19 protein-coding genes are annotated in these 24290 nt (G+C 70.7%); 4 read left to right on the forward strand and 15 right to left on the reverse strand.

Annotation, left to right across the window (positions count from 1 at the left end):
• The first annotated feature begins 105 nt into the window (after positions 1-105).
• Entirely contained in the window at positions 106-1986 is a 1881-nt protein-coding gene (locus tag BJ963_RS03065; RefSeq protein WP_179454535.1) for a glycoside hydrolase family 15 protein, read from the forward strand.
• Here the strand turns inward: BJ963_RS03065 and BJ963_RS03070 are convergent.
• The 8 genes from BJ963_RS03070 to BJ963_RS03105 form a co-directional block, all read right to left on the reverse strand.
• A complete protein-coding gene (locus BJ963_RS03070) occupies positions 1907-3040 on the reverse strand; it encodes a hypothetical protein (RefSeq protein ID WP_179454537.1) in 1134 nt (377 codons plus the stop codon). The genes BJ963_RS03065 and BJ963_RS03070 overlap by 80 nt on opposite strands.
• A 104-nt stretch (positions 3041-3144) precedes the next feature.
• Positions 3145-4206, reverse strand: a complete 1062-nt coding sequence (locus BJ963_RS03075; protein ID WP_179454539.1) for a glycoside hydrolase family 130 protein — start codon at positions 4204-4206, stop codon at positions 3145-3147.
• Positions 4203-5228, reverse strand: coding sequence for a glycoside hydrolase family 130 protein (locus BJ963_RS03080; RefSeq protein WP_179454541.1), 1026 nt, complete (start codon positions 5226-5228; stop codon positions 4203-4205). Before BJ963_RS03080 ends, BJ963_RS03075 begins: the two co-directional genes overlap by 4 nt.
• Before the next feature lie 41 nt (positions 5229-5269).
• Entirely contained in the window at positions 5270-6193 is a 924-nt protein-coding gene (locus tag BJ963_RS03085) for a carbohydrate ABC transporter permease (RefSeq protein WP_089912031.1), read from the reverse strand.
• On the reverse strand, positions 6190-7167 hold the full coding sequence (locus BJ963_RS03090; RefSeq protein WP_089912028.1) for a carbohydrate ABC transporter permease: 978 nt from the start codon (positions 7165-7167) through the stop codon (positions 6190-6192). The genes BJ963_RS03085 and BJ963_RS03090 overlap by 4 nt, the downstream gene beginning before the upstream one ends.
• Before the next feature lie 2 nt (positions 7168-7169).
• The gene (locus BJ963_RS03095; RefSeq protein ID WP_179454544.1) at positions 7170-8462 is read right to left on the reverse strand and encodes an ABC transporter substrate-binding protein; all 1293 of its coding nucleotides are present in this window, start codon (positions 8460-8462) and stop codon (positions 7170-7172) included.
• Positions 8463-8498: 36 nt separating this feature from the next.
• On the reverse strand, positions 8499-9521 hold the full coding sequence (locus BJ963_RS03100; protein WP_179454546.1) for a LacI family DNA-binding transcriptional regulator: 1023 nt from the start codon (positions 9519-9521) through the stop codon (positions 8499-8501).
• A 7-nt stretch (positions 9522-9528) separates the two neighbouring features.
• Entirely contained in the window at positions 9529-11616 is a 2088-nt protein-coding gene (locus BJ963_RS03105; protein WP_179454548.1) for a hypothetical protein, read from the reverse strand.
• A 184-nt stretch (positions 11617-11800) separates the two neighbouring features.
• Here BJ963_RS03105 and BJ963_RS19080 point away from each other — a divergent pair, with 184 nt between their 5' ends.
• A complete protein-coding gene (locus BJ963_RS19080; RefSeq protein WP_179454550.1) occupies positions 11801-12922 on the forward strand; it encodes a baeRF11 domain-containing protein in 1122 nt (373 codons plus the stop codon).
• 236 nt (positions 12923-13158) lie between these two features.
• Here BJ963_RS19080 and BJ963_RS03115 read toward each other — a convergent pair whose 3' ends face one another.
• The 3 genes from BJ963_RS03115 to BJ963_RS03125 are packed head-to-tail and all read right to left on the reverse strand — an operon-like array spanning position 13159 to position 15724.
• Positions 13159-13665, reverse strand: coding sequence for a DUF2017 family protein (locus tag BJ963_RS03115; protein ID WP_179454552.1), 507 nt, complete (start codon positions 13663-13665; stop codon positions 13159-13161).
• Complete coding sequence (clpS, locus tag BJ963_RS03120; RefSeq protein WP_089912007.1) at positions 13662-13952, reverse strand: ATP-dependent Clp protease adapter ClpS; 291 nt, start codon at positions 13950-13952, stop codon at positions 13662-13664. Before clpS ends, BJ963_RS03115 begins: the two co-directional genes overlap by 4 nt.
• Complete coding sequence (locus tag BJ963_RS03125) at positions 13949-15724, reverse strand: glycoside hydrolase family 15 protein (RefSeq protein WP_179454554.1); 1776 nt, start codon at positions 15722-15724, stop codon at positions 13949-13951. Before BJ963_RS03125 ends, clpS begins: the two co-directional genes overlap by 4 nt.
• 29 nt (positions 15725-15753) lie before the next feature.
• On the opposite strand from BJ963_RS03125, the gene BJ963_RS03130 reads away from it, so the two are divergent.
• Positions 15754-17130 carry a glucose-6-phosphate dehydrogenase gene (locus tag BJ963_RS03130; RefSeq protein WP_218857007.1) on the forward strand — a complete coding sequence of 459 codons (1377 nt, stop codon included), beginning with the start codon at positions 15754-15756 and terminating at the stop codon, positions 17128-17130.
• Between the two features lie 32 nt (positions 17131-17162).
• Here BJ963_RS03130 and BJ963_RS03135 read toward each other — a convergent pair whose 3' ends face one another.
• A complete protein-coding gene (locus BJ963_RS03135; protein WP_343037219.1) occupies positions 17163-17600 on the reverse strand; it encodes a hypothetical protein in 438 nt (145 codons plus the stop codon).
• Positions 17601-17768: 168 nt separating this feature from the next.
• The gene (locus BJ963_RS03140) at positions 17769-17987 is read right to left on the reverse strand and encodes a hypothetical protein (protein ID WP_089911998.1); all 219 of its coding nucleotides are present in this window, start codon (positions 17985-17987) and stop codon (positions 17769-17771) included.
• 62 nt (positions 17988-18049) lie between these two features.
• Between BJ963_RS03140 and BJ963_RS03145 the strand changes: the two genes are divergently transcribed.
• A complete protein-coding gene (locus tag BJ963_RS03145) occupies positions 18050-19204 on the forward strand; it encodes an SLC13 family permease (protein ID WP_179454560.1) in 1155 nt (384 codons plus the stop codon).
• A gap of 67 nt (positions 19205-19271) precedes the next feature.
• On the opposite strand, the gene BJ963_RS03150 is transcribed toward BJ963_RS03145, so the two are convergent.
• A complete protein-coding gene (locus BJ963_RS03150) occupies positions 19272-21248 on the reverse strand; it encodes a YhgE/Pip domain-containing protein (protein ID WP_179454562.1) in 1977 nt (658 codons plus the stop codon).
• Complete coding sequence (locus tag BJ963_RS03155; protein WP_179454564.1) at positions 21245-24181, reverse strand: MMPL family transporter; 2937 nt, start codon at positions 24179-24181, stop codon at positions 21245-21247. Before BJ963_RS03155 ends, BJ963_RS03150 begins: the two co-directional genes overlap by 4 nt.
• Positions 24182-24290: the final 109 nt, after the last annotated feature.

Below are 24290 nucleotides of genomic sequence, written 5' to 3' on the forward strand. Positions count from 1 at the left end.
GCAGGTGGGGCTCCGGGCAGACGGCAATCGGCCGGATTCCCGTCTCGCCGGTCGCGTGCCCGCGGGGTTACCATCCCGCCATCGACTCGAGGGGGCATCACGATCATGGCCGCAGACGAGCACGCGTACCCGGATATCGCCGATCACGGTCTGATCGGCGACCTGCAGTCGGTCGCCCTGGTGTCCACGACGGGCTCGATCGACTGGTTCTGCGCTCCCCGCTTCGATTCGCCCGCGGTGTTCTCGTCGCTGCTCGACCGGGAGAAGGGCGGGTTCTTCCGGCTCGGGGCCGAGGACGAGGGGATGCGCGTCCGGCAGATGTACTTCCCGCAGACGGCCGTGCTGATCACCCGCTTCCTGTGCCCGTCGGGGGTCGGGGAGGTGATCGACTTCATGCCGGTCGCCGACGAACCGACGATCGCGACCGACAACCGGGTCGTCCTGCGCGGCATCCGCGTCGTCCGCGGCGAGCTGGACTTCCGCATCGAGTGCCGGCCGCGGTTCGAGTTCGGCCGCCGTCACCACACGGCGAGCGTCGCCGACGGCGGCGTGGCGTTCGAGGGCGACGGCGTGCGGGCATCCCTCAGCGGACTGACCGCCGACGAGCTCGCCGGAGTGGACCTCTCCGCCGGCGACGTCGACGCGACGATCACGGTGGCGGCGGGCGATCTGCGGCTCTTCGTGTTCCAGACCGCGCCAGAACCGGGAGCGGAGCCCCTCTCGACGGACACCGGGCAGGCGGTGTTCCGCGAGACGGTCGCGTTCTGGCGCGACTGGCTGCAGCGCAGCACGTACTCGGGCCGGTGGCGGGAGGCGGTCGAGCGTTCGGCCATGGTGCTGAAGCTGCTGCAGTACGCCCCGAGCGGCGGCCTCGTCGCCGCGCCGACGGCCGCCCTGCCCGAGCAGCTCGGGGGAGTCCGCAATTGGGACTACCGCTACACCTGGATCCGCGACGGCTCGTTCTCGGTGTTCTCGCTGCTCGCGCTGGGATACACGGAGGAGGCGATCGCCTTCGCGCTCTGGGTCGCCGACCGCGTGGCGGAGCAGGCCGGTGAGGGCTCCGGACCGCTGAAGATCATGTACCGGATCGACGGCTCGTCCGACCTGCAGGAGCGCGAGCTCGAGGAGTTCGAGGGATACGCGGGGTCGCGTCCCGTCAACATCGGCAACGGCGCGGCCGACCAGCTGCAGCTCGACATCTACGGGGAGGCGTTCGACGCGCTCTACGCCACCGAGCACTATCGGCCGATCGGGCATCCCGGCTGGAGCACGCTGTGCGGCATCCTCGACTGGCTCGGCGCGAACTGGGACCAGCCGGACGAAGGCGTCTGGGAGACGCGCGGCGGCCGCAAGGACTTCACCTACGGGCGCATCATGTGCTGGGTCGCGTTCGACCGGGCTATCGCGATCGCCCGGGAACGCGGTCTCCCCGCGCCCCTCGAGGCGTGGTTGCAGGCGCGCGACGCGATCTACGAGCAGGTGTTCACGCGCTGCTGGAACCCGGACCGGCAGGCGTTCGTGCAGTATCCCGGGACGGACGTGGTGGATGCGATCACCCTGCTGATGCCGCTCGTCGGCATGATCTCGCCTCAGGACCCGATGTGGCTGTCGACGCTCGACGCGATCACCGAGGAGCTCGTGACGGACAGCCTCGTCTACCGCTACAACCCGGCCGCGTCGCCGGATGGGCTGCCCGGGGCCGAGGGCACGTTCTCGCTGTGCTCGTTCTTCTACGTCAACGCCCTCACGGATGCGGGCAGGATCGACGACGCGCAGTACGCCTTCGAGAAGATGCTCACTTACGGCAACCACCTGGGTCTGTTCGCCGAGGAGATCGACCCGACAGGATTGCAGCTGGGAAACTTCCCGCAGGCGTTCACCCACCTCGCGCTCATCCGGGCCGCGATCACCCTGGATGCTGCGCTCGACCGGCCGCGGATGCGGGAGACGCCTGCACGTCCGGCCTCGGGCCCGCGGCGCCGCTGACGCGCAGATAGACGATCAGCCAGGCGAAGACGACGATTCCGGCGACGAGCTCCGTCGCCGTGAGCACGTAGTAGCCGACGACGAAGAACACCAGGACGGCCACCACGGTCGCGAAGAAGACGTAGCCGAGCACGAAGAACGCCAGGGGAGCCTCCGGGAGCGCCGCCCGCACCCAGAAGACGACGAGCGAGAACACCAGCACCATGCCGACTGCGGAGGCGTTGTGCAGGATCTGCGAGACGTTCAGCGGGAACAGCCCGACCCCGGCGAGCAGCACCCCGATGAGGATCAGGCCGACCCGGACCCGGAGGAGCGCTGCGCGACGCCGGTCGGCGACCGGATCGCCCTCCGACGCCGGAGGGAGGAACCGCGTGTCCGTGGCGTAGCGGGCCATGGCGGTGACGATGATCCCGGCGATGATGAGGGTCAGGTTGAACGAGAGCGAGGAGATCGACTGCGTCATCCCCAGGGCGCTCAGGTGCAGCATCCACCAGTGCGGGTCGGGCGCGCTGAGCATGGCGGTCAGGATGCCGACGATGACGAAGGCGCCGAGCACGGTGGACAGCCGCAGCAGGCTCATATTCACCGCGGACAGGAACACGGCGTACCCGGTGACGGCCGCGGCAGTGGCCGCGAGCGCGGAGGCGGACAGGAAGTACACGGTCGCGTCCTGGAAGCCGTCGGCGAGCACAGTGCCGAGCACCAGCCAGCCGAGGAGCGCGATCACCCCGTGCGCGACGGCGATGGCGATGGTGTCGAAGACGTCGACCGGGGAGACCCCGGCGTGCGTCCGCTCGCCCGGGGTCGCGAACGGGGTGAACCCGTCGCGCATCCACAGCCTCCCGACGATGTAGCCGAGCACGGCGACGATCCCGCCGGCGTAGGCGACGAACTGGCCGACCGAGTCCGGTCCGGCGATCGGCAGATCGCGTCCCCAGAACAGCGGGAGCGCGACGACCGCGGCGAGGACGAAGGCCGCGCCGCCGGCGACGATGGCGGCACCCTCCGCCTTGAGCAGCGGAGTGCGCCGCGTCTGCCCATCGGTGTCGCCCATGTCACCACCTCGCCGGCCGGAACGCGCTCACTGTACCGCCGGCCCGAGCGCAGGCACCAGGCAGCGTTCCCGCCGGATGCGGCGTGCGGGACGCGGGGGTGACGTCAGCCGGCGGCGGAGTCCCGCTCCAGCAGCGCGACGCCGATCTTCGAGTCGGCCATTCCGTAGAAGACCCAGTCGCGGCCGTCCACCGTCTCGATCGCGGTCGGGAAGACCACGTTCGGAACGATGCCGCTGCGCTCGTCGTCCGTCTCGGCGGAAAGGATCGGCTCGGCGGTGCGGTCGAGCACCCGCCACGGCTCGTCGGCGTCGAGGATCATCGCGCCGGCGGCGTAGTTGACGTTCTTCTGCTGCGCGACGCCCGACTCCAGCCGGCCGGTGACGCCGTGGTGGATCAGCAGCCAGCCCTCGGGGACACGCTTCGGGGCGGGGCCCGCGCCGATCTTGAGCTCCTCGAACGGGAACTCGGGACCGGCGAGAAAACGGTTCTGGCGCCACCGGGCGAGCTCGCGCAGGTCGCGCTCCACGGGATCCACGGGGATGAACGCGATCCAGATGCTGGGCCGGCTCTCGCCCGCCGGAGGATGCTCGCCCTCGCCCGGGCGGATCTCGCCCAGATCCCACACCGGGCGGTGCAGCACGGCGAGACTCGGTGTGCCGTCAGGTGCGGTGACCGGCTCGGGGAAGAACACCGTGTCCTTGTTGTGGAAAAGCGAGAGGTCGATGCCGAGCTCGTCGTCGTACTCGAACGACACCGGTCCGAGCCGCCTCCAGGCGCGCAGGTCGTCGGAGACGGCGACGGCGGTGTGCGGCCCGAGAGGACCGTACGCGACGTAGGTCATGACGTGCAGCCCGAGCGACGGGATGAACGTGATCCGCGGATCCTCGACGCCGGCGTTGGACCGGCCGCGCTCGAAGGGGCGGTCCGGTTCGAGCACGACGCCCTGGCGTTCGACGGCGACGGGGACGCCGTCCTCCGTGACCACGCGAGCGAGACCCACGCGCGAGACGTTGCCCTCCGCGACCAGGCGGGGGAGCAGATACAGCTCGCCGTCGGGGCCGCGGCCGGACGCGGGGTTCAGCACCCCCTCGGCCTCGAGCGGGTCGCCGACGACGGGGGTCATCACGACACCCGCGCGCGCGAGTCGGTACGGGAACGCGCTCATGCGTCCACCTCCTTGTAGAAGTACAGTTCGCGGACCCCGGGAGGAGCATCCCACCCCTGGGCGAACGACCAGCGGCCGTCGAGCTTCTGGAGTCCGCCCCAGGCGAGCGAGCCGCCGCGGTTGAGCTCCAGCTGCGTGAACGGGTCGTCCGGCCGGTAGAGCGCCTGCGCAGCGGCGAAGTCGCCGTCCGCGTCGGCGTAGAAGAAGTCGAGCACCAGGCGGTCGCCGTCGACGACGGCGCACGCCACCTCGAACAGGGAGCCCGAGAGCGGCGACAGATCGAGGTAGGGCTGCACCTCGAACCGCCACTCGAGGCCGTCCGCCGAGTGCCCGACCGTGGGCCGGCCCCCGCATCCCTCCGACAGGAACATGAGGTACTCGCCGCCGATGCGCACGGCCCGCCCGTGCTCGTCCCGCGGGATGACCGCTCCCTTCGCCCAGTACTCCGACACCTCGTAGGGCACCACGAGGCCGCGCTTCGTCCAGTGCTCCAGGTCGTCGGAGACCGCGCTCATGATGTCGACCGCGACCGAGCCGTCGTCCCGACGCCAGATCGCGTTGTAGAACAGCACGTACCCGGTGTCGAGCGCGTAGACCTTCGGGTCCTCGACGCCGAGCGTCTCGTTCGCGAGCGTCGGATAGACGATGGGGTTGGCCGGGGAATCGTGCCAGACGCCGTCACGCCGGACCGCGTGTCCGATCCGGCTGGCCGTCGACTCCTTGCGCGGCGACGCCCGGTAGAACAGGTGCAGTTCGTCGCCGCGCTCGATCACGGTCGGGTTGAAGACCGAGTCGCTCGTCCATCCCACCCCGGTCGGGTCGTCCCACTGGCCCTCCGGGCGGAAGGTCAGCGCGTCGTCACGGACGAACGGGCCGATCGCCCAGTCCGGGCGCTCCGGATAGTGCGCCGAGAACTGGTCGGTCGAGATGCGGTCGGTGAGGGCGTTGGTGTGCGCAAGCGCCTCGCGGTAGCTCGCCAGCAGGGCGTCGTGCTCCGCCGGTGCGATGTGGACGGTGTCCATGGTCTCCCGTGTGGTTCGTTTCTGTGGATGGACGTGGTGGGTCAGCCCTTGACGGACGAGCCCAGATCGGTGGAGGTGAAGTAGCGCTGGAACACGATGAACAGCACGACGACGGGCGCTGCGAGCACCACGGCTCCGGAGAGGATGGCGCCGTACGGGTTCGCGGTGGATCCGGCGACCGTCGAGATGTAGTTCGCCAGCGAGACGGCCAGCGGCTGCAGGCTCGCCTCCTTGGTGATCAGGAAGGGCCAGAGGAACTCGTTCCACGGGCCGATGAACGTCAGCAGCAGCACCGTGACGAGCGCGGGGCGCACCAGGGGCAGCGCGATCCGCCAGAGCAGCCGGAACTCGCCGGCGCCGTCGACCCGGGCGGCGTCGAACAGCTCCTTGGGGAGCTGCAGGAAGTACTGCCGGAAGATGAGCACCGCCGCCGAGTTGATGGCGAAGGGCAGGATCATCCCGAGGTAGTTGTCGGCGAGCCCGTAGTTGCGGGCGATGAGCACGTACAGCGGGATCATCAGCAGCTGGAACGGGATGGTCTGCACCAGCAGGGCGAGGGCGAAGGTGACCCCGCGTCCGCGCCACTGCAGCACGGCGAGCGAGTAGCCCGCGAGGACGCCGAACACGACGGTGCCCAGCAGCACCCCGCCCGTGAAGATCCCCGAGTTCACCAGACCTGTCAGCAGGTTGATGCGCGAGTTGATCTCGGCATAGTTCTGCAGCGTCAGGTTGGCCGGATTCGGGAAGGCACCGGCGATGGACGTGTCTGGCGCCGTCTGCAGCGACCCGACCAGCATGTAATAGAACGGGAACAGGAACGCGATGGCGCCGAGCGTGAGCACGATGCCCTGCAGGATCGTCTGCCCGCGGCTCAGTCGCCGCGGAGTCCCCAGGTCCTTCCGTCGCCTGGTGCGTGCCGGCCTGGCCGGCCGCGGTGCGGGCCGTGGTGTGGTCTCTGTGGTCATGACTCGTTCCTCCCTCCGACGAACCGGTTCTGCAGCCAGCCGATGATGAGCACCCCGATCACGAGGATGACCCCGATCGCGGAGGCGTAGCCCGGGTGACCCTGCTGGATGCCCTGCTGGTAGATCAGCAGGACGGGCGAGGCCGATCGGCCCTCCGGCCCGCCGCCACCGGTCAGCAGGTAGGGCTCGGTGAACAGGTTCGCACCGGTGATGGTCGCCAGCAGCAGGACGAGGACGGTCGCCGGGCGCACGCCCGGCACGGTCACCGACATGAACTGGCGGATCTTGCCGGCCCCGTCGGTCGCCGCCGACTCGTACAGCTCCGTCGGCACGTTCTGCAGGGCGGCGAGGTAAAGCAGGATGTAGAAGCCGAGACCCTTCCAGGTCACGTAGATGGCGATGGAGGGCATGGCGAGAGCCGGATTGGACAGCCAGCTCGGGCTCGGCGCCAGCGGCCCCAGGATCTGGTTGACGAGCCCGTTCTGCCCGAACAGGAACAGCCAGACGGCGATGGTCGCGACGCTCGCCGTCACGTAGGGCACGTAGTAGCTCACCCGCAGGAAGGTGCGGAACCGGACGATGCTGTTGAGCCCGGAGGCGAGCAGCAGCGACAGGATGACGGTGAGCGGCACGTTGATGATCAGGAAGATGCCGACGTTGACGAACGACTGCAGCACCTGGGGGTCGGTGAACGCCTGGATGTAGTTGTCGAACCCGACGAACGGGCGGTCCACGTTCGCACCGGGGGCCGCGAAGAAGTAGTCGAAGAACGACATGTACACGGCGAAGCACAGGGGGAACGCGAAGATCGCGATGACGAAGACCAGATAGGGCGCGCTGAACAGCCAGCCCAGCGGGTTGGTGCCCAGGATGCGCTGGATGAGCGGGGGCCGGTGCGTGCGCCCCGACCCGGCGGCGGGCGTTGTGCCCGCCGCCGGAGGTGCGCCCGCGGTGCCGCGAACGGAGGTGCTCATGGCTACTTCTGCGCCTGCAGCTTGTCGATCTTCTCGGCGGCGGTCTTGAAGACGTCCTCGACCGATCCGCTGCCGTTCACGACGGCCTTCGTGTAGGCGTCACGCAGGGCCTGCATCTGCGCGATGGTGTTCGTGCCGGTCGGGTCGTCCACCGTGTGGGCGCTCTGCGCACCGAACTCCTTGTACGCGGGGTGCGATGCGAAGTACGACGCGTAGGTCGTGGCGAGGTCCTTGCGGATGGGCATCTGGCCGCTGACGTCGAGCAGCTTGCCGTCCTGCTCCTGGCTGGTCGCGAACTTGATCACTTCCCACGCGGTGCCCTGGTTCTTGCACGAGGTGTACATGCCGATGTTCTTCGCGTCCGGGAACGTGTAGGTCTCGTCCGCCGACGTGCCGTCCTTGGTCGGGACCGGGACGGAGCCCCACTGCACCTTGTCGCCGTAGTACGCGATCGCCCAGGGGCCGACGATGGCCATCGCGGCCTTGCCGTCCTGGAACGCGTCGCCCTGGTACTGCTCCTTGCCGGCGAGGCCGTCACTGTAGATGGTCTTCCAGAAGTTCGCGACATCCAGCGAGTCCTGGCTCGTGATCGTGGCTTTGCCGTCCTCGATGAAGGTCTTGCCACCGGTCTGCGCGGCGAGGAGCGGCAGGTAGTCGAAGTTCACCTGGAAGAACTCGCTGGTCGGCGCGGGGTAGATCGCGTACGGGGCAGCGCCAGAGGACTTGATCTTCTGGGCGGCGGCCAGGAACTTGTCGTAGGTCGACAGATCGGGGTTCTCGGCGTCGAGGCCGGCCTTCTGGAAGATGGCCTTGTTGTAGAAGATCATGACGGGGTTCTGCTTCCACGGCATCTGGTAGTAGTCGCCGTCGGCCGACTTGTACTGCGCCGCCGCGTCGCCGCTGCGCGCCTCGATGTACTTCGCGCCGTCGGCGAACTTCGACAGGTCGACGAGACCGCCCTGCTTCTGCCACTGGCCGGTCGCGGCCGGGAGGTTGTTGAACACCAGGCACGGTGTGGTGCCCGCGGTGATGGCGGCGCCGATGACCTCTTCCGTGCTCTTGCCGGCCGGCACCTCCTGCGCCTTGATCTTCTCGTCGGGGTGCGCGGAGTTCCAGGCGGAGACCATCGCCTTGCCCCACTGCACCTCCTGGGTGTTGTTCGAGTACCAGATGGTGATCGGGCCGTGCGCCTTCATGGCGTCACCGCCGCCGCCTCCGCTCGAGCCGCACGCGGCCAGGGTGCCGGCGACGATGCCGGCGGTGACGAGGGAGATGGCGATTCTACGCTTTCGCATGTCTTTGCCTTTCGGTGGATAGGGGGGTGGGGTGGGTCAGCCGGCCGACGGCGGGGCGGTGGAGGCGCGCACCACCAGCCGCGCGGGCGGCAGTGCCACGTCGCCGGGCTCGCCGTCCTCCACCAGCCGCAGCAGCGCGGTGGCGGCGGCGGTTCCCCAGCCGGCCGGGTCGTTGTCGAGGGTGGTGAGGGAGGGGTAGACGAACGACCCGATGTGCGAGCCGTCCAGTCCGGTGATGGAGAGCTCGGCCGGGAGGTCGAGCCCTCGCTCGTGGGCGACGCCCATTCCCGCGATCGCCATGGGGTCGTTCCCGTAGACGATCGCGGTCGGGCGGTCCTCTGTCTCGAGCAGGGCCTTCGTGGCCTCTGCGCCCTGCTCGGGAGAGAAGTCTGTGGTGACGACGACGGGCGTGATGCCGGCCGCGGCCGCGGCGAGCTCGAAGCGCTCCCGCCTGCGAAGCCCGTGCAGCATCCGCTCGTCGCCCGAGACGTGGGCGATGCGCCGGTGGCCGAGCCGCACGAGGTGCTGGACGAGGTCGTCGATGCCGGCGTCGTAGTCGCGGGTGATGACCGGGAACGGGCTGCCGCCGGGCGGTTCGCCGAGTGAGACGGCGTACGAGCCGAGCCGGGAGATCAGCGGGATGCGATCGTCCGCGGCCAGCAGGTCGGTGAGCAGGAACCCGTCGACGCGCTTGTCGGCGACGAGCCGCTCGTAGGCGCGCTCCTCTGCGGCGCGATCGGGCACGACGGTCAGCACGAGGACGTTCCCGCGCTCGGCGAGCACGGTCTCGACGCCGGCGATGAACGACGCGAAGAACGGGTCGACCTCGATCGTCCGGGGTTCGCGCCGCAGCACCAGCCCGAGGGCGTACGCGCGCCGCGTGCTGAGCCCCCGGGCGCCGGGATGCGGTGTCCAGCCGAGCTCGCGGGCGGTCCGAAGGATGCGCTCCCGCGTCTCGCTCGCGACCCCGGGCCGCGCGTTGAGGGTGAGCGACACGAGCGACTTGCTGACGCCCGCGGCGCGGGCGACGTCGTTGATCGTGACGTTGGCGGGACTCATGCCGGGCTCACCTCGGGCTCACCGTGGTGAAGCCGCCGGGGAGGACCACGACGATGCCGTGGGCTCCGACGGTCTGCGTGCGGCCGACCTGGCGGCCGGAGGCGTCGTAGCTGGTCGCCGTGACCGGTCCGGTCGCGGCCAGCTTCTGCGGCACCGACAGCTTCGTCGCATTGACGTAGACGTCGAGGCTGCTGCTGCCCGTGAGGCCGAGGTGGGAGACGATCGGCTGGACGAGCACCGCATCCAGCCGGGCGGTCCCGGAGACGCGCGCGGTCACCGTGGTGGCCTGCGCGGGCACAGGGACCGCGAGGGTCTGCGGCAGCAGGAAGACGGGGCTGGGCGCGATGCCCTGCTCCCCGGCGCGGACGTTGTCCGTCCGGCCGAGCGGCAGCGTCAGGCGGCCGATGGATGCGGTCCAGGAGGTCGTCCCGGCTCCGCCCGGGCCGAGGTCGGCGATCGGCAGGATGCGGGCGGCCGGGTGCCCGGCCGGGAGGGTCAGGGTGACCGACGAGCGGTCGGACGCCTGCAGGTAGGCGCCGCCCGACCAGTTCGCGGATCCCGTCCAGGCGGAGGGCGGCGTGACGGTGGTCACGGTGCCGGTCGTTGTGCCGGATTCCGCCTCGACCACCGTCAGGCCCTGCGTCGCGGTGGTGCGGGTGAGCGCGGTCGCCGCGCGGGCGATGGCCGGGTGCGCATCCAGCGCGAGCATCGTCAGCTGGGTGTGGATGGCCGACTCCGCGCCGCAGTTGCGGTTGACGGTGCCGTCGGCGGCGATGCCGTCGACGCAGACCCCGGTGGCCGGGTCGTACGCGGCGACGCCGGCGCGGTTCGCCCCGAAGAACCAGGCGGCCTGGGCACCGGCCAGTGCGGCGAGGCCGCCGGCCCTGGTGGCGTCGGCCGCGGCGACGAGACCCTCGACCCGCGAGTCGACGCCGTACGCGATCTGCGTGCGGTCGGCCGGCGTCGGGGTCCACCCGTTGTCCGGTCCGCCGGAGGCGAGCAGCTGCGCGGTGAACTGCGCGAGGTCGGCTGTCGCACTGCGCTGCAGCGAGGCATCGCCGAGCGTGGCGGACGCTGCGGTGAGCGCCGCCGGCTGCATCCCGGCCCACGCGTGCCAGAAGGTGGGGGAGTTCGCCTCGGGCAGGAGGGCGCCGAACGGCCACTGGCCGACACCGCCGCTCTGCAGCTTCGCAATGCCCTCGCTGTAGTGCGCGAGCGCGGTGCGCGCCGCCGTGTCCGCCGGACGTGCGGCCACGTAGGCGCTCAGTCCGAGCACGGCCTCGGCCGTCGCCCCGGCACTGCCGACGATGAGCCAGCCGGGAACGGTGACGCCGTTGGCAACCTGCGTCTGCGGGTACTGGGCGAGCGACTGGCGGCCGAGCGCACCCAGCGCCAGCTGCATCCGGTCGCCGAGGAACGACGCGAAAGCCGGGTCGGCGTCGCGGAAGCCGGCGTAGCCTTCGCCGAGCGCCCACACGGTCCGCGCGAGCCAGAACGACTCGGCCGAGTCGGAAGGATCCGGCAGCTCCTTGGGGATGGCGGACGGGTTGAGCGTGCCGTCGTGCTGCTGCCAGAGCACCACGTTGCCGGCGTTAGGGCCGTCCGCCGTCTGCAGGTAGGTCAGCGAGCGCAGCAGCTCGTAGGCGGTCGTCCGGCTGGATGCCGTTCCGTTCTGCTTCCAGTCGCGCAGGTAGACGACCGCGGCGCGCGAGATGTCGTCGGCGTCGTAGGCGCCCTGGGCGTACCAGCCGCGGGCGGCGTCCGTGATCGGCCCGCCGCCGACCCGGTGGAAGGTGCCGTCGGCCTGGCGGTCGGCGTACACCCAGGGGGCGCGGGCGACCGGCTCCTCGGCGGCACGGTAGGTGGTGTGGCCCGCGACGCCCGCGAGGAGCGGGACGTCGTCGAGCAGGAAGTCGAGGTGAGCCAGGTTGGTGAGCTTCGGCGCGGCGGCGTCAGCGCCCGCGGACGTGCTGCCGGCGGCCGCCGGCGCGGTCGTCGCCGCCTGCGCGGGCAGGCCGACGGCGGTCACCGCCATGGCTGCACCCAGCGCGAGAGCGAGCGCGGCTCGCGGCATCTTCAGTTCTCGGTTACGCATCGTCGCGGACCCCTCATGGTGAAGCAGCCTCGAGCCGAGGCCGTCGTCTAAACCGGTTTAAAAGACGGTAGGCCTGGAGTCCGCGAAAGTCAATGTGAGTCTTGTGAACGCTCCGTCGCGCGACGAGACTGGCGGCACCTACCGCGATCGATCCTCGCCACGACGGCGGGGCAGGAGGACTCCCGTGGAGTACAAGGACATCCCGACCCAGGCCGACGTCGAACGGATAGCCGGCTTCCGGCAGCCCGGATGCGTCAGCATCTACCTGCCGACCGGCACGACGCCGGCGGAGGCGGACCGTGCCCGCATCGAACTCAAGAACCACCTGGCGTCCGCCCAGCGCGCGCTCGAGAAGCTCGAGGTGCCGCGGCAGCGCGTCCAGACCATTCAGGCGGAAGGGGAGCGGATCCTGGAGGACCGCGACTTCTGGCGCTACCAGTCCCGATCCCTCGCGGTGTTCCTCGACGGGGAGCTGGCCGAGACGTTCCGGCTCCCGAACCGGTTGACGACCGCGTGCGAGATCGCGGACCGCTTCTACGTGAAGCCGCTGCTGCGCGCGCTGACCTTCCCGCAGACGGCGCTGATCCTCGCCCTCGCCGGGAACTCGGTGCGGTTGCTGCGCATCACCCCCGACCGGCCGCCCGAGCGGATCGACGTGCCGGGGATGCCGAAGGATGCGGCGGACGCCGTCGGACTGGCCTCCATCAGCGGCCGGCAAGCGGACGGACGCATCCAGGGCTCGGAGGGTCACAAGGTGCGGATGCTGGAGTACGTGCAGGCGATCGAGCGCGCCCTCCACCCACTGCTGGCCAACTCGACGGAGCCGCTCATCCTGGCCGCCGCTGAGCCGTTGATCGGCATCTTCCGGGGAGCGGGAGAGCATCCCCACCTCGTCCCCGAGGTGATCGCGGGCAACCCGGAGGACAAGACCGACGAAGAGCTCGCAGCGGCTGCGCGTGCCGTGCTCGACCGGCTGTACGCGAGCAAGGTGGCCGCCCTCCGCGAGACCTACGAAGCCCGGGTCGCGGCCGGGACGGCGCTGGTCGACCTCAGCGACATCGCCCGCGCTGCGACGTTCGGCGCGGTCGAGTCGCTGATCATCGACATCGACCGGCGCGTGCCGGGAACGGTGGACGAGGAGACGGGCGTGATCACGTTCGCGGACGACGACGCGCCGGGGGAGTACGGCGTCGTCGACGAGATCCTCCGTCGCGCGCTCGGCTCCAAGGCGAAGGTCTACGCACTGCATGCGGAGGACGTTCCTGGAGGAGGCGCGGCCGCGGCCGCGATCCGCTTCCCGGTCTGACCACGCTCCCGTTCGTCCTCCCTCTCCAACGCCCTCGGAAACGGAGGTCATTGGGCCGGGTTCCGCTCGCATCCCCTCCGTTCCCGGCGAAACCGCCGATCACCCGGGCGTTTCTCCTCCGTTCCCCGCATCGGAGGAAAGGGAGGAGAAACGGCGCGGCGCGCCGACGGATCGCGAGATCGGGAGGCTGTGAGACCGGCGTCGGCCGCATCCACCTCCGTTTGCGGCGGCGCGGGTCAGCGGCGCGGGCGGACGGCCAGCACCAGGAACTCCTGCACCGCGGCGAGCCAGTCGTACACGGCACGCTGCATCGCCGACTCCTCATCGTGGATGTCGCCGTCGTCGCCGTCCTCGTGGATGCCGAGACGCGCCGCAAGCACCAGCCGGAGGTCGGTGATCGTCCGCAGCCACGCGCTCGCCTCTGCGCCGTCGAGGGCGACCTCCGTGCGCCGCCCGGCCGGCTCCCCGATGGTCCGCGCCATCAGCCGCGCGTTGTGCTCCTTGCGGTCGGCGAGACCCTCCGCGGTGAACCGGCGGAACTCCGCCGACGCCTCCGGATCGTCCGGGTACGCGTCCGGCAGCAGGCGTCCGAGCGCCGGATCCGCCTGCGGGCCGTCGGGGGACGCCGCGGCCCGCGCGAGCTGGGCGGCCTCGTCGGCCAGCGACAGCAGCAGCCGCGCCTCATCCGCCGTGAAGGATGCCACCACCCGGCCGTCGCGCCGTCTCCGGTGGAACGGGATCACGCGTCCGCCTTCTGCAGTGTCGCCCACAGGCCGTACTCGTGCATGGCCTCCACATGCCGTTCCATCTCCTCGCGGGTGCCGGTCGCCACGACCGCGCGGCCCTCGGTGTGGACGAGCATCATCCGGCGCTCCGCCTCCGCTCGCGGGAAGCCGAAGTAGGTCTGGAAGACGTAGGTCACGTAGCTCATCAGGTTGACGGGGTCGTTCCAGACGATCGTCACCCACGGCGAGCCCAGTTCGAGGAGTTCGTCGGTTCCGACCTCCTCGAGGGTGCCTGCGTCGGTCATCCGCTCGCCCCCACAATCGCGTCCGCCGCCCGCACCAGCGCCAGGTGGGTCAGCGCCTGCGGTGTGTTGCCCGCGTGGGAGCGCCCGTCGACGTCATATTCCTCGGAGAGCATACCGACGTCGTTCGCCAGGCCGACCAGCCGGTCCATCAACCGCGTCGCGTCGTCGAGTCGCCCGGATCGGGCGTACTGCTCGACCAGCCAGAACGAGCAGGCCAGGAAGGGATGCTCGCCCGGCGGGAGCCCGTCCACCCCGGACTCGGTTCGGTAGCGGAGCAGCAGGCCGTCGCGCAGCAGGTCCTCCTCGAGCGCGCGAACCGTTCCCAGCATCCGCGGGTCGTCCGCATCCACATAGCCGACCTGAGCCAGCTGGAGCAGGGAGGCGTCGACCGCCGTGGTGCCGTAGTGCTGCACGTACGTGCCGCGGTGCTGGTCCCATCCGTTCGCCTCGATGTCGGCGCGGATGGCGTCGCGTTCTCGCTTCCACCGCTCGACAGGCCCATCCAGCCCGAACTCCTCGACGCCGCGGATCGCGCAGTCGAACGCCGCCCAGACGAGGGCGCGCGAGTGCGTGAACTGCTGGGGCTTGTCGCGGATCTCCCAGATGCCGTGGTCCGGGTCGCGCCAGTGCTGCTCCAGGTACCCCATCAGCGCACGTTGCAGGGCCCACGAGAACCGGGTCTCCGGGTTGCCCGCGCGGCGTCCGTGGTCGAGGCCGAGCATCACCTCGCCGATCACGTCCGCCTGGAACTGGGTGGATGCGCCGTTGCCGATGCGCACGGGATGCGCACCCTGGTATCCGGGCAGGCTGTCGATGATCCGCTCGGCGAGGTCGCGCTCCCCGGCGAGGCCGTACATGATCTGCACGTCGCCCGGATCGCCCGCGATGGCCCGGAGCAGCCAGTCGCGCCAGTGGTCGACGTAGTCGTTGTAGCCGTGGGTGAGCAGCACGCCGATGGTGAGCGACGCGTCCCGCAGCCACACGTAGCGGTAGTCCCAGTTGCGCTGACCTCCGAAGGACTCGGGGAGGGATGTGGTCGCGGCCGCGACGATGCCGCCGGTCTCCAGGTGCGAGAGGGCTCGGAGCAGGAGCAGCGACCGCACCACCTCGTCGCGGTAGGGCCCGTCGTGGGCGCAGCCGCTCGCCCATTCCGTCCACCACTCGCGGGTGTGCTGCAGCGCGGCCTCGACGTCGAGTGCGGGCGGCGCCTCGCGGTGCGAGGGGAACCAGGTGAGGACGAGGTCGACGGTCTGCCCGGCGCGAACGGTGAACGTCGACTGGTGGGAGTGGTCGGCCGCGTGCAGCTCCGCACCGCGGACGACGATCGCGTCGGGTCCGGCGACGGCGATGAGGGCGTGCGGGCGCTCCTCCTTCTCCTGGCGAACCCAGGGGATCGCGGTCGCGTAGCCGAAGCGGATGCGCAGGTCCTGGTGCATGCGGACAGTGCCGCTGACGCCGCGGACGCGCCGGATGATGTCGGCCCGGTGATCGCCCATGGGCATCGCATCCACGACCTCCACCTCGCCGTCCGCGGTGCGCCACCGCGTGACGAGGATCATCGTGTCCTTCTCGTAGTGGCGCGTGCTGATGGCCGAGGCGTCCTCCGGTGCGACCAGCCAGCGGCCGTGGTCCTCCGTGCCGAGCAGGGCTCCGAACATGGACTGGGAGTCGTAGCGCGGGAGGCACAGCCAGTCGATGCTTCCGTCCTTCCCGACGAGCGCCCCGGTGAAGCAGTCACTGATCAGGGCGTAATCCTCAATGGGGAGCGACATATTCCCAGTATGGACGTACTGTGAACGGCATGACGCAGTCCGTGGACACTCTTGTGATTCTCGGAGCATCCGGCGACCTCACGTCACGGCTCCTCCTCCCCGCCATCGGACAGCTGCTCACCGATCAACCGGACCGCGCGTTCGCCCTGGTCGGTTCGAGCAGCGACGACCTCGACGACGACGCCTGGCGGAAGATCGTCACGGCGTCGTTCGCGACGGTCGACGCGAAGGGGGATGCGGTGGAGCGCCTGCTCGCCGGCACCCGCTACGTGAAGGGCGACGCCACGAGCGCTGACGACCTGAAGTCGCTGCTCGCGAGCGTCGATGGCGTCCCCGCCCTCTACTTCGCGCTGCCGCCTGCCGTGACCGCGAAGGCCTGCGACGCGCTCGGCACGTTCGACCTGCCGAAGGGACTGACGCTCGCGCTGGAGAAGCCGTTCGGAACGGACCGCGAGAGCGCCATCCGTCTGAACGCCCAGCTGGCGCGGCTCGTCCCCGAGGACCAGATCCACCGCGTCGACCACTTCCTCGGTCGTTCCAGCGTGCTGAACATCCTCGGCGTGCGGTTCGCCAACAGCATCCTCGAGCCGCTCTGGGACGGCCTGCACATCCAGCGCGTCGACGTGATCTACGACGAGACCCTGGCCTTGGAGGGACGCGCCCGCTACTACGACGGCGCCGGCGCGCTGATCGATATGATCCAGAGCCACCTGCTCCAGGTCATGGCGGTGCTGGCGATGGAGCCGCCGTCGACGCTGGGCGAGGCCGATCTGCGCGACGCGAAGCAGCTCGTGCTGCGGGCGACGAAGGTGTGGAACGGCGACCCGGTGACCGCCAGCAGGCGAGCCCGCTATGCGGCGGGCGAGATCGACGGCGCGGCGCTGCCCGCCTACGCGGACGAGAGCGGCGTCGACCCGGCGCGCGAGACGGAGACCCTCGCCGAGGTCACGCTGCAGGTCGACACCTGGCGGTGGAAGGGCGTGCCGTTCACGCTGCGCTCCGGCAAGGCGCTCGGCGGTCGCCGCCGCGAGATGGTGATCACGTTCGTGCCGGCCCAGCATGTTCCGACCGGGATGACGGGGGCCAGGGAGCCTGCCCAGCTCCGGCTGATGTTCGCGCCGGACTCGATGGCGTTCGACATCAACATCAACGGGACAAACAACCCCTACGAGCTGGAGCGCGCGAGCCTGACCGCGGACTTCGGCCCGGGGGCGCTGCTGGCCTACGGCGAGGTGCTGGAGGGCATCCTCGACGGGGATCCCACGCTCTCGGTCCGGGCGGACACGGCCGTCGAGTGCTGGCGCATCGTCGAGCCGGTGCTTGCCGCCTGGCACGACGGGCGCGTCCCGCTGGAGGAGTATCCGGCCGGTTCAGAGGGTCCGGAGGACTGGGCGCCGCTCGGCTGACGCTGCGGCGCCGGCTCGGCCGATGCCCGGTGTCAGGCCGCGGAGCGGTGCGAGACGACCGGGAATTCGCCGGTGACCGGCTTGCGGAGGTCCGTCCACTGCGTGATCGGGGCGGGCTCCCAGCCGAACGCGGCGGGCTCCGCCGCCGGTGCAGCCGCCACGGCGACGTCCGCCTCGGGGGCGGGCGCGGCAGGCGCAGTCTCGATGCGCTCGGCCGTTGCGACGACCGTCTCGTCGATGACCGGGCCGTCCGCGGCGGCGGCGGCGAGGTGCTGCGGCTCGGTGAGGCTCTCGCCGGCCTCGAGCCGGCGGCGGGCTTCGGCGATCGCGGCCGCGATGCCGACGGAGACCGACTGGGCGAGGATCGAGTGGAAGATGGTGTCGGTGTCGTCGTGAGCGCGGCGGACCACGGTCCACTCGCCCTTCTCGCCGATGAGCTCGGCCACCTTGGTGTGCACGAGCTCGAGCACCTGAGCGTCCGTCAGCTGAGGTACCGGGGCCGCCGGGACTGCCGCAGCGTGTCGCCTCCGACCAAACATCGCGCACCCCTTCCAGGTTCACCGTCGTCTACAAGTGTCCTGGACATCCCGGGTGCGACCCGGCGCAACACGCCGGGGATTTCGGCGGAAATCAGCGGGTCAACGCCCTTTTCGCGACGCGAGGGGGGTGGATTCGCGCTCGGAGGCCTCCTTGGACTCCTGCAGCACCGCTCCGATCGCCAGGGTGAGCGAGATCGCGGCGTTGATCCACATCAGCGGGATGCGCCAGTCGCGCGGTCCGTTCTTGGACGACTGGATGGTGGTCCACAGGCCGATCGCCGCACTGATCACGGCTCCGTTGAAGAGGTACTTGCGCATGCCGTTCCTTTCGGGGTCGCCCCGTAGCGTACGCTTCCAAAGTCGGGACCGGGAGGAGGAGGATGCGCACCGCAATCGTGGGCGCCGTGCTCCTCGTGCTCGGCGGTATCGCCGTGGCCACCGGGCTTCTGCCCGTCCCCGAAGCCGTCGAGCTGTGGGACCGCGTGTGGCCCATCCTGCTGTTCGTCGTGGCCATCACCGTCGTGACCGAGCTGGCGGCCGAGGCCGGTGTCTTCACCGTCCTGGCGCAGCAGACGGCACGCTGGGGACGCGGTCGCGCCTGGGTGCTGTGGCTGCTGGTCGTGGTGGTGGCCGCGCTCAGCACGATCTTCCTGTCGCTCGACACCACCGCCGTCCTGCTCACGCCGGTTGTCATCGTGATGGCGCGGCACGCCGGGCTGAACCCGCTGCCGTTCGCGCTGACGACCGTGTGGATGGCGAACGCCGGCTCCCTGCTGCTCCCGGTGTCCAACCTCACCAACCTGCTGGCCCAGCACGCGATGGGCGACCCCACACCCGCGGCCTTCGCCGCGCTGATGCTGGCGCCCGCGCTGGTCGCGATGATCGTGCCGATGGTCGTCGTCTTCGTGATCGCCCGGAAGTCGCTGCTCGTGCGCTACGAGACCGGCGAGGAGGACGGCATCGAGGACCGCGTGCTGTTCTGGATCTCGGGCGCCGTCGTCGTCGCGCTGGTCCCGCTCCTCGTCTCCGGCCTGCCGGTGTGGCTTCCCACGAGCATCGCCACCGTCGTTCTCGGCGTCGTCTTCCTGGTGCGCCGCCGCTCCGTGCTGCGCTTCGGCCTGGTGCCGTGGCAGCTGGTGCTGCTGGCATCCGGCCTGTTCCTGTTCATCGAGGCGCTGCACGCCGCCGGCCTCGCCACCCTCATGGCGACGGTCTCGGGAACGGGGGAGTCGCCGCTCGCGCTGCTGCGGCTGTCGCTGACGGGCCTGGTCGGCGCGAACGCGATCGACAACCTGCCCGCCTACCTCGCCCTGGAGCCGGTGGCGGACAGCCCGGCGCGCTTGGCTGCGCTGCTGATCGGCGTCAACGCCGGCCCGCTGATCACGCCGTGGGCGTCGCTCGCCACGCTGCTGTGGCACCAGCGGCTGACGTCGTTCGATGTGGAGATCCGCTGGAGCCGGTACATGCTCCTCGGGCTGATCGTTGCGCCGGTGACGGTCGTGCTCGCGACGCTCGCGCTCTCCGCGACCGTCTAACCATCTGTGGGGCGCGACACGCCGTCATCCGTCGCCCGGAACGGCATGTCGCGACCCCCGGATGCTGCTACTCGGCGGGGAGCAGCTGCGCAGCCCGCACGACCCGGCGGCGTGCCACCGCGATCAGCGCGAGGGCGAACCCGAAGGCGGCCCAGAGCAGCAGTCCGCCGAGACCGCGCCAGGCGTCCGCCGAGCCGTCGATCGCTCCCTGGAGCGCGGTGATCGCCGGTGCCGTCGGCAGCCAGGGCAGCGTTGCGTCGAAGAAGCCGGGGGCGGTCGACACGATCCCGGAGGCCAGAGTCACCACCACGACCAGCATCGAGAGGAACCGCCCGACACCGCCGAGGAGCGCGACCAGGCCGTGGTTCACCGCGGCGAAGGCGATGCCCGCCGCCGCGGCGAGTCCGGCGAATCCGAACCAGTGGCCCGCATCGAGCGCGAGCGCCGGAGCGAGGACCGCGGAGACGAGCACCCCCTGCACGACTCCCAGCGCCGCGGCAGGAAGGAACCCGTCGAGGGCGATCAGCCCGGCGGCGCGCGAGGTGAGGAGGGCGCGGCGCGAGAGGGCCTGCAGCACCAGGAAGGTGGCGAGCGCGCCGAGCCACAGGGCGACGGACGCGAACAGCGGGATGCTCGCGGTGCCGAACGCGGTCTGGCCGGAGGTCTTCTGCGTGACCGGCTCGGCGGCGACCTTCGCGAGGCTGGTGCGTTCTCCGCTGTCGTAGCTCGGGAGCTGCGCGACCGCGCTGTGCAGGCCGGACGCGAGCGAGGCGGCGCCGGAGGCCGACTGGTCGGCGCCGGAGGCGAGCGCGGGGATGCCGTCGCTCAGCTGCGTCACCGCGGTCGCGAACTGCTGTGCGCCGTCCGCCGACTGGGAGGCGCCGGACGCGAGCTTCTGTGCGCCGGCGGCCGACTGGGCGACGCCGCCGGACAGCTGCTGCGCTCCGGACGCGGACTGCGCGATGCCGCTGGTCAGCGCGGGCATGCCGGACGCCAGTTGCGCCGTCCCGCCCGCGACGGTCGAGGCGAGACCGGTGAGGCTCGGGTTGCCACCCTGCGGGGTGGTCATCCCCGCGCGCGCCTGGGAGATGCCCTGGCACGTGGCATCCAGCGCTCCGTGGTCTGCGACGCACTGGTCGTAGAGCCCGGCGAGGCCGTCGGCGGTCTTCTGGACCCCCGCGGAGACGCCGGCGGCGCCGGCGGCGAGCTGCTGGGTCTGCGTCGGAAGGCCGGCCGTGTTCTGCTGCAGGGTGCTCAGGCCGCCGGCCAGGGACGACGCACCGCCCGAGAGCTGCTGCAGCCCGCTCGCGAGGCCGGACGTGCCGTCCGACAGCTGCGAGATCCCGTCGGCGAGGGATGTCCCCCCGGTCGACAGCTGCGCCGCTCCGTCTGCGAGCTGGTGCGTCCCGCTCGCCAGCTGCGTGAGACCGCTGGTGAGCTGGTCGGCACCGGTCGCCGCCTTCCCGAGCTGCTCGCCGAGCGTGTTGAAGCCGACATAGACGTTCTCGATATAGGTGGAGGTCAGCTGCTTGTTGAGCACGGAAGTGGCGGTCGTCGTCACCGCCTGGCTGATCGCCGGGTCGACCAGCTTCGAGTCGGGGCTGGTGCGGACGTCGATCGTGGCCTGCGTGGCGTCGGAGGCCGCGCCGGCGGTCGAGGTCGCCGCCTTCGAGAAGTTCTCAGGGATGGTGACCACCGACACGTACTCGCCGGTGCTGATGCCCTTGTCGGCATCCTTCTTGTCCGTCAGGACCCAGGTGAAGTTGTCGTTCTTCAAATCGAGCAGCCCGGCCGAGAGCTGCCGGCCGAGCGGCACCGTCTGCCCGTTGATCTTCACCGGCTGATCGAGGTTCACGACGGCGGCCTTCACATCGTGCAGCCGCTCGGTCGGGTTCCACAGCGCCCAGACCAGCAGGCCGCCGATGGTGATCGGCACCAGCAGGAGGCCGACGACGGTCAGCCAGGTGACGCGCTTGTCGGAGCGCATGCGCTCGAGCGAGAACAGCGAGCGCGGCCGGCGGAGGCGGGAGGAGGGGGTGGTCATCGGGCGTTCGCCTTCTCGAGGTGGGCGCCGTGCTCGGCGCGGTCGGGGTCGGTGAGGTCGGGGGTCGCGACGCCCGGGGCGGCGTCGGCGGACAGATCGACGGAGGTCGGCTCAGCGCTCTCGGGAAGAAGGTCGTCGAGGCCGGCGGGCTCGACGCAGCTCACGACGAGCGCGAACGGGCGCTCCTCCACCCGGGCGCGGCTCAGGGCGGCGGTCAGCTCGGCGCGGATGCGGCGGCGCTCGACCGGGTCGGTCACCGCGTCGACGGCGTCGAGGGCGAGCAGCTGCGGACGGCCGGCGAGCGCGTGCCGGATGTCCTCCACCGGCGTCTCGACCGCATCCAGCCGGACGATGGCGGTGCGCGAGCGGACCGCAGCGCCCCGCACCGGGAGCACCAGGCCGGCGACCTTGACGGTTCCGCCGTCGACGGGCGTCCGTCCGGTGACCGCCATCAGGAGCGCGACGGCCGCCGTGCGGTCGCCGCCGTGCACGACGAGCACCTCGCCGTCGGCGAGACGGAACGACACGTCGCCGACCAGCCGCCGCTTGCGGGTGCTGACGGAGAGCCCGTCGGCCGCGGCGACCAGGTTCTCGCCGCCCTCCGGCCAGTTCGCGAGCTCCAGCTCCTTCTGCAGGCCGTCGCCCTCCACGTCGAAGGAGGGCAGGATGCGGTCGAGCCAGCGCGGCATCCACCAGGCCTTGTCGCCGAGCAGCTGCAGCACTGCGGGGACGAGCGTCATGCGCACGATGAACGCGTCGACGAAGACGCCGACGGCGAGTCCGAGCGCGATGGGCTTGATGGAGGTGTCGCCCTCGGGGACGAAGGCGGCGAAGACCGAGATCATGATGATCGCGGCCGCCGTGACGACCTTGGCCGAGCTCACGAACCCGCTCTGGATGGCGCGTCGGGCATCCCCGCCGTGCACGTAGTCCTCGCGGATGCGGCTGACCAGGAACACCTCGTAGTCCATCGCGAGGCCGAACAGCACGCCCATCAGGATGATCGGCATGAACGAGATGATCGGCCCGGTCTTGTCGACGTGCAGGGCGTCGGCCAGCCATCCCCACTCGAACACGACGGTGACCGCGCCGAACGCGGCGCCCACCGAGAGCAGGTAGCCGAGGGCGGCCTTGATCGGCACGGCGATCGAGCGGAACACCATCGTGAGCAGGATGAGCGAGAGCCCGACGACGAGGATGCCGAAGGGGAGCAGCGCGCCGGCCAGGCGCGACGAGACGTCGATCTGGGCCGCCGTGTTGCCGGTGACCTTCAGGTCCACCCCGTACTCGTCGAGGAAGTGCTGGTGCTTCGCCCGGATCTCGGCGACCAGGTCGGCCGTCTTCTGGTCGTCGGGACCGGTGGTCGGGACGACCTGGATGATGCCGGTGTCGGCGGTCGCGTTGGGGGTGGCGAGCGGCACGGAGGCGACCCCGGGGAGGTCGGCGATCTCGTTCCCGATCTTCGTCATGAGACCGACCGGATCGGTGCTGGAGATGATCGATCCCGTCACGATGAGGGGACCGTTGTACCCGGGGCCGAAGTGCTCGGAGACGAGGTCGTAGGCCACCCGCGCCGGGGCGCCCTGGGGCTGCGAGCCGGCGTCCGGCAGGGCGAGCCGCAGCTGCAGGGCGGGCAGCGCGGCGATCCCGAGCGCCACGATGACGGCGACGACGGTCACGATCGGGAAGCGGATGACGGCGCGCACCCAGCCGCGGAAGAACCCGGGCGGGATGTCGGCCTTCGCGGCGTGCGCGAACGACGGGGCGGATGCATCCGCCGGCTGGGGGGAGCCGGTCGTGGCAGGCACGTCGTCGGCGCCCGTGAAGTCGGCGCCCGCGGAGTCGACGCCCGCGGAGTCGGCGGCGCTCGCCTTCGCCCGGCGCTTCGCCGCACGGGCCGCCGCGCGGCGACCAGGGGTCAGCCGTGCCCCGGCGAAGCCGAGCAGGGCGGGCGTCATGGTGAGGGCGACCAGCACAGCGACCGCCACGCCGACGGAGGCGGCGATGCCCATCGTGGTCAGGAAGGGGATGTTCGCGACGGCGAGTCCGGCCAGCGCGATGATGACGGTGATGCCGGCGAACAGCACCGCCGACCCGGCCGTCGCGACCGAGCGCGCGGCGGACTCCTCCGGCGGGACCCCCGACTTCAGCTGTGCCTGGTGCCGGGAGATGATGAACAGCGAGTAGTCGATGCCGACCGCGAGCCCGAGCATCAGGGCGAGCATCGGCGTCGTGGACGAGATGGAGCCGAACAGCGTCGCGACGAAGATCAGGCACATCGAGATGGCGACGCCCAGGATCGCGGTGAGCAGGGGCATCCCGGCCGCCAGGAACGACCCGAACGTCAGGATGAGCACGACGAGCGCGATGAGCACGCCGATGAGCTCGATGACGGAGAGGGTGGGCAGGTTCTGCGAGAACAGCTGACCGCCGACCGCCGATTTCGCGCCGTCGGGCAGCTCCTTCTTCAGTTCGGCGCCGGCGTCGGTGATCGCCGTCTTGGTCTCGGCGGTGACCGTGGTCATCTGTCCCTTGAGCTGGACCGTGATGATCGCGGCGGACCGGTCGTCCGAGATCAGGTTCTTGACCTGGGTGGAATAGGGGGAGCTGACGCCGGAGACGCCGTTCACATCCTTCAGGTGGTCGACCGTGTCCTCGATCGGCTGCCGGATGTCGCTGTCGTCGACGGTCTGCCCGTCGGGGGCCACGACGACGATCTGCGCGGTCGTCCCGCTCACCTGCGGGAAGGTACGGCTCAGCGTGTCGAGCGCCTCCTGGGACTCGGTGCCCGGGATGCTGAAGCTGTTGTCCGTGCCCTGGTTGAACAGCAGAGCGCCGCCGCCGAGGAGGGCCAGCAGGCCGATCCAGACGATGACGACGAGGGCACGGGCGCGGTAGGCCCACCGGCCGACCGAATACAGGAGCGAGGACACGCGTTCTCCAGTGGATGAGTACCGAAAAGGGTGAGGGGGTTCGATACACCGTTGTATCCGTACACGACCGTATCGGATACACTCCTGTATCGACAGCTCCCTTCAGGAA

The organism is Leifsonia soli, from assembly GCF_013408745.1.
In the GTDB taxonomy this organism is placed as follows: domain Bacteria; phylum Actinomycetota; class Actinomycetes; order Actinomycetales; family Microbacteriaceae; genus Leifsonia; species Leifsonia soli.

Bases quoted from the DNA above. Each gene is read 5' to 3' on its own strand.
- BJ963_RS03140 (WP_089911998.1), bottom strand. From the start codon at position 17,987: ATGCGCAAGTACCTCTTCAACGGAGCCGTGATCAGTGCGGCGATCGGC.
- BJ963_RS03090 (WP_089912028.1), bottom strand. From the start codon at position 7,167: ATGAGCACCTCCGTTCGCGGCACCGCGGGCGCACCTCCGGCGGCGGGC.
- BJ963_RS03105 (WP_179454548.1), bottom strand. From the start codon at position 11,616: ATGCGTAACCGAGAACTGAAGATGCCGCGAGCCGCGCTCGCTCTCGCG.
- BJ963_RS03075 (WP_179454539.1), bottom strand. From the start codon at position 4,206: ATGAGCGCGTTCCCGTACCGACTCGCGCGCGCGGGTGTCGTGATGACC.
- BJ963_RS03080 (WP_179454541.1), bottom strand. From the start codon at position 5,228: ATGGACACCGTCCACATCGCACCGGCGGAGCACGACGCCCTGCTGGCG.
- BJ963_RS03070 (WP_179454537.1), bottom strand. From the start codon at position 3,040: ATGGGCGACACCGATGGGCAGACGCGGCGCACTCCGCTGCTCAAGGCG.
- BJ963_RS03125 (WP_179454554.1), bottom strand. From the start codon at position 15,724: ATGTCGCTCCCCATTGAGGATTACGCCCTGATCAGTGACTGCTTCACC.
- BJ963_RS03065 (WP_179454535.1), top strand. From the start codon at position 106: ATGGCCGCAGACGAGCACGCGTACCCGGATATCGCCGATCACGGTCTG.
- BJ963_RS03145 (WP_179454560.1), top strand. From the start codon at position 18,050: ATGCGCACCGCAATCGTGGGCGCCGTGCTCCTCGTGCTCGGCGGTATC.
- BJ963_RS03085 (WP_089912031.1), bottom strand. From the start codon at position 6,193: ATGACCACAGAGACCACACCACGGCCCGCACCGCGGCCGGCCAGGCCG.
- BJ963_RS03100 (WP_179454546.1), bottom strand. From the start codon at position 9,521: ATGAGTCCCGCCAACGTCACGATCAACGACGTCGCCCGCGCCGCGGGC.
- BJ963_RS03095 (WP_179454544.1), bottom strand. From the start codon at position 8,462: ATGCGAAAGCGTAGAATCGCCATCTCCCTCGTCACCGCCGGCATCGTC.
- BJ963_RS03150 (WP_179454562.1), bottom strand. From the start codon at position 21,248: ATGACCACCCCCTCCTCCCGCCTCCGCCGGCCGCGCTCGCTGTTCTCG.
- clpS (WP_089912007.1), bottom strand. From the start codon at position 13,952: ATGACCGACGCAGGCACCCTCGAGGAGGTCGGAACCGACGAACTCCTC.
- BJ963_RS03130 (WP_218857007.1), top strand. From the start codon at position 15,754: ATGACGCAGTCCGTGGACACTCTTGTGATTCTCGGAGCATCCGGCGAC.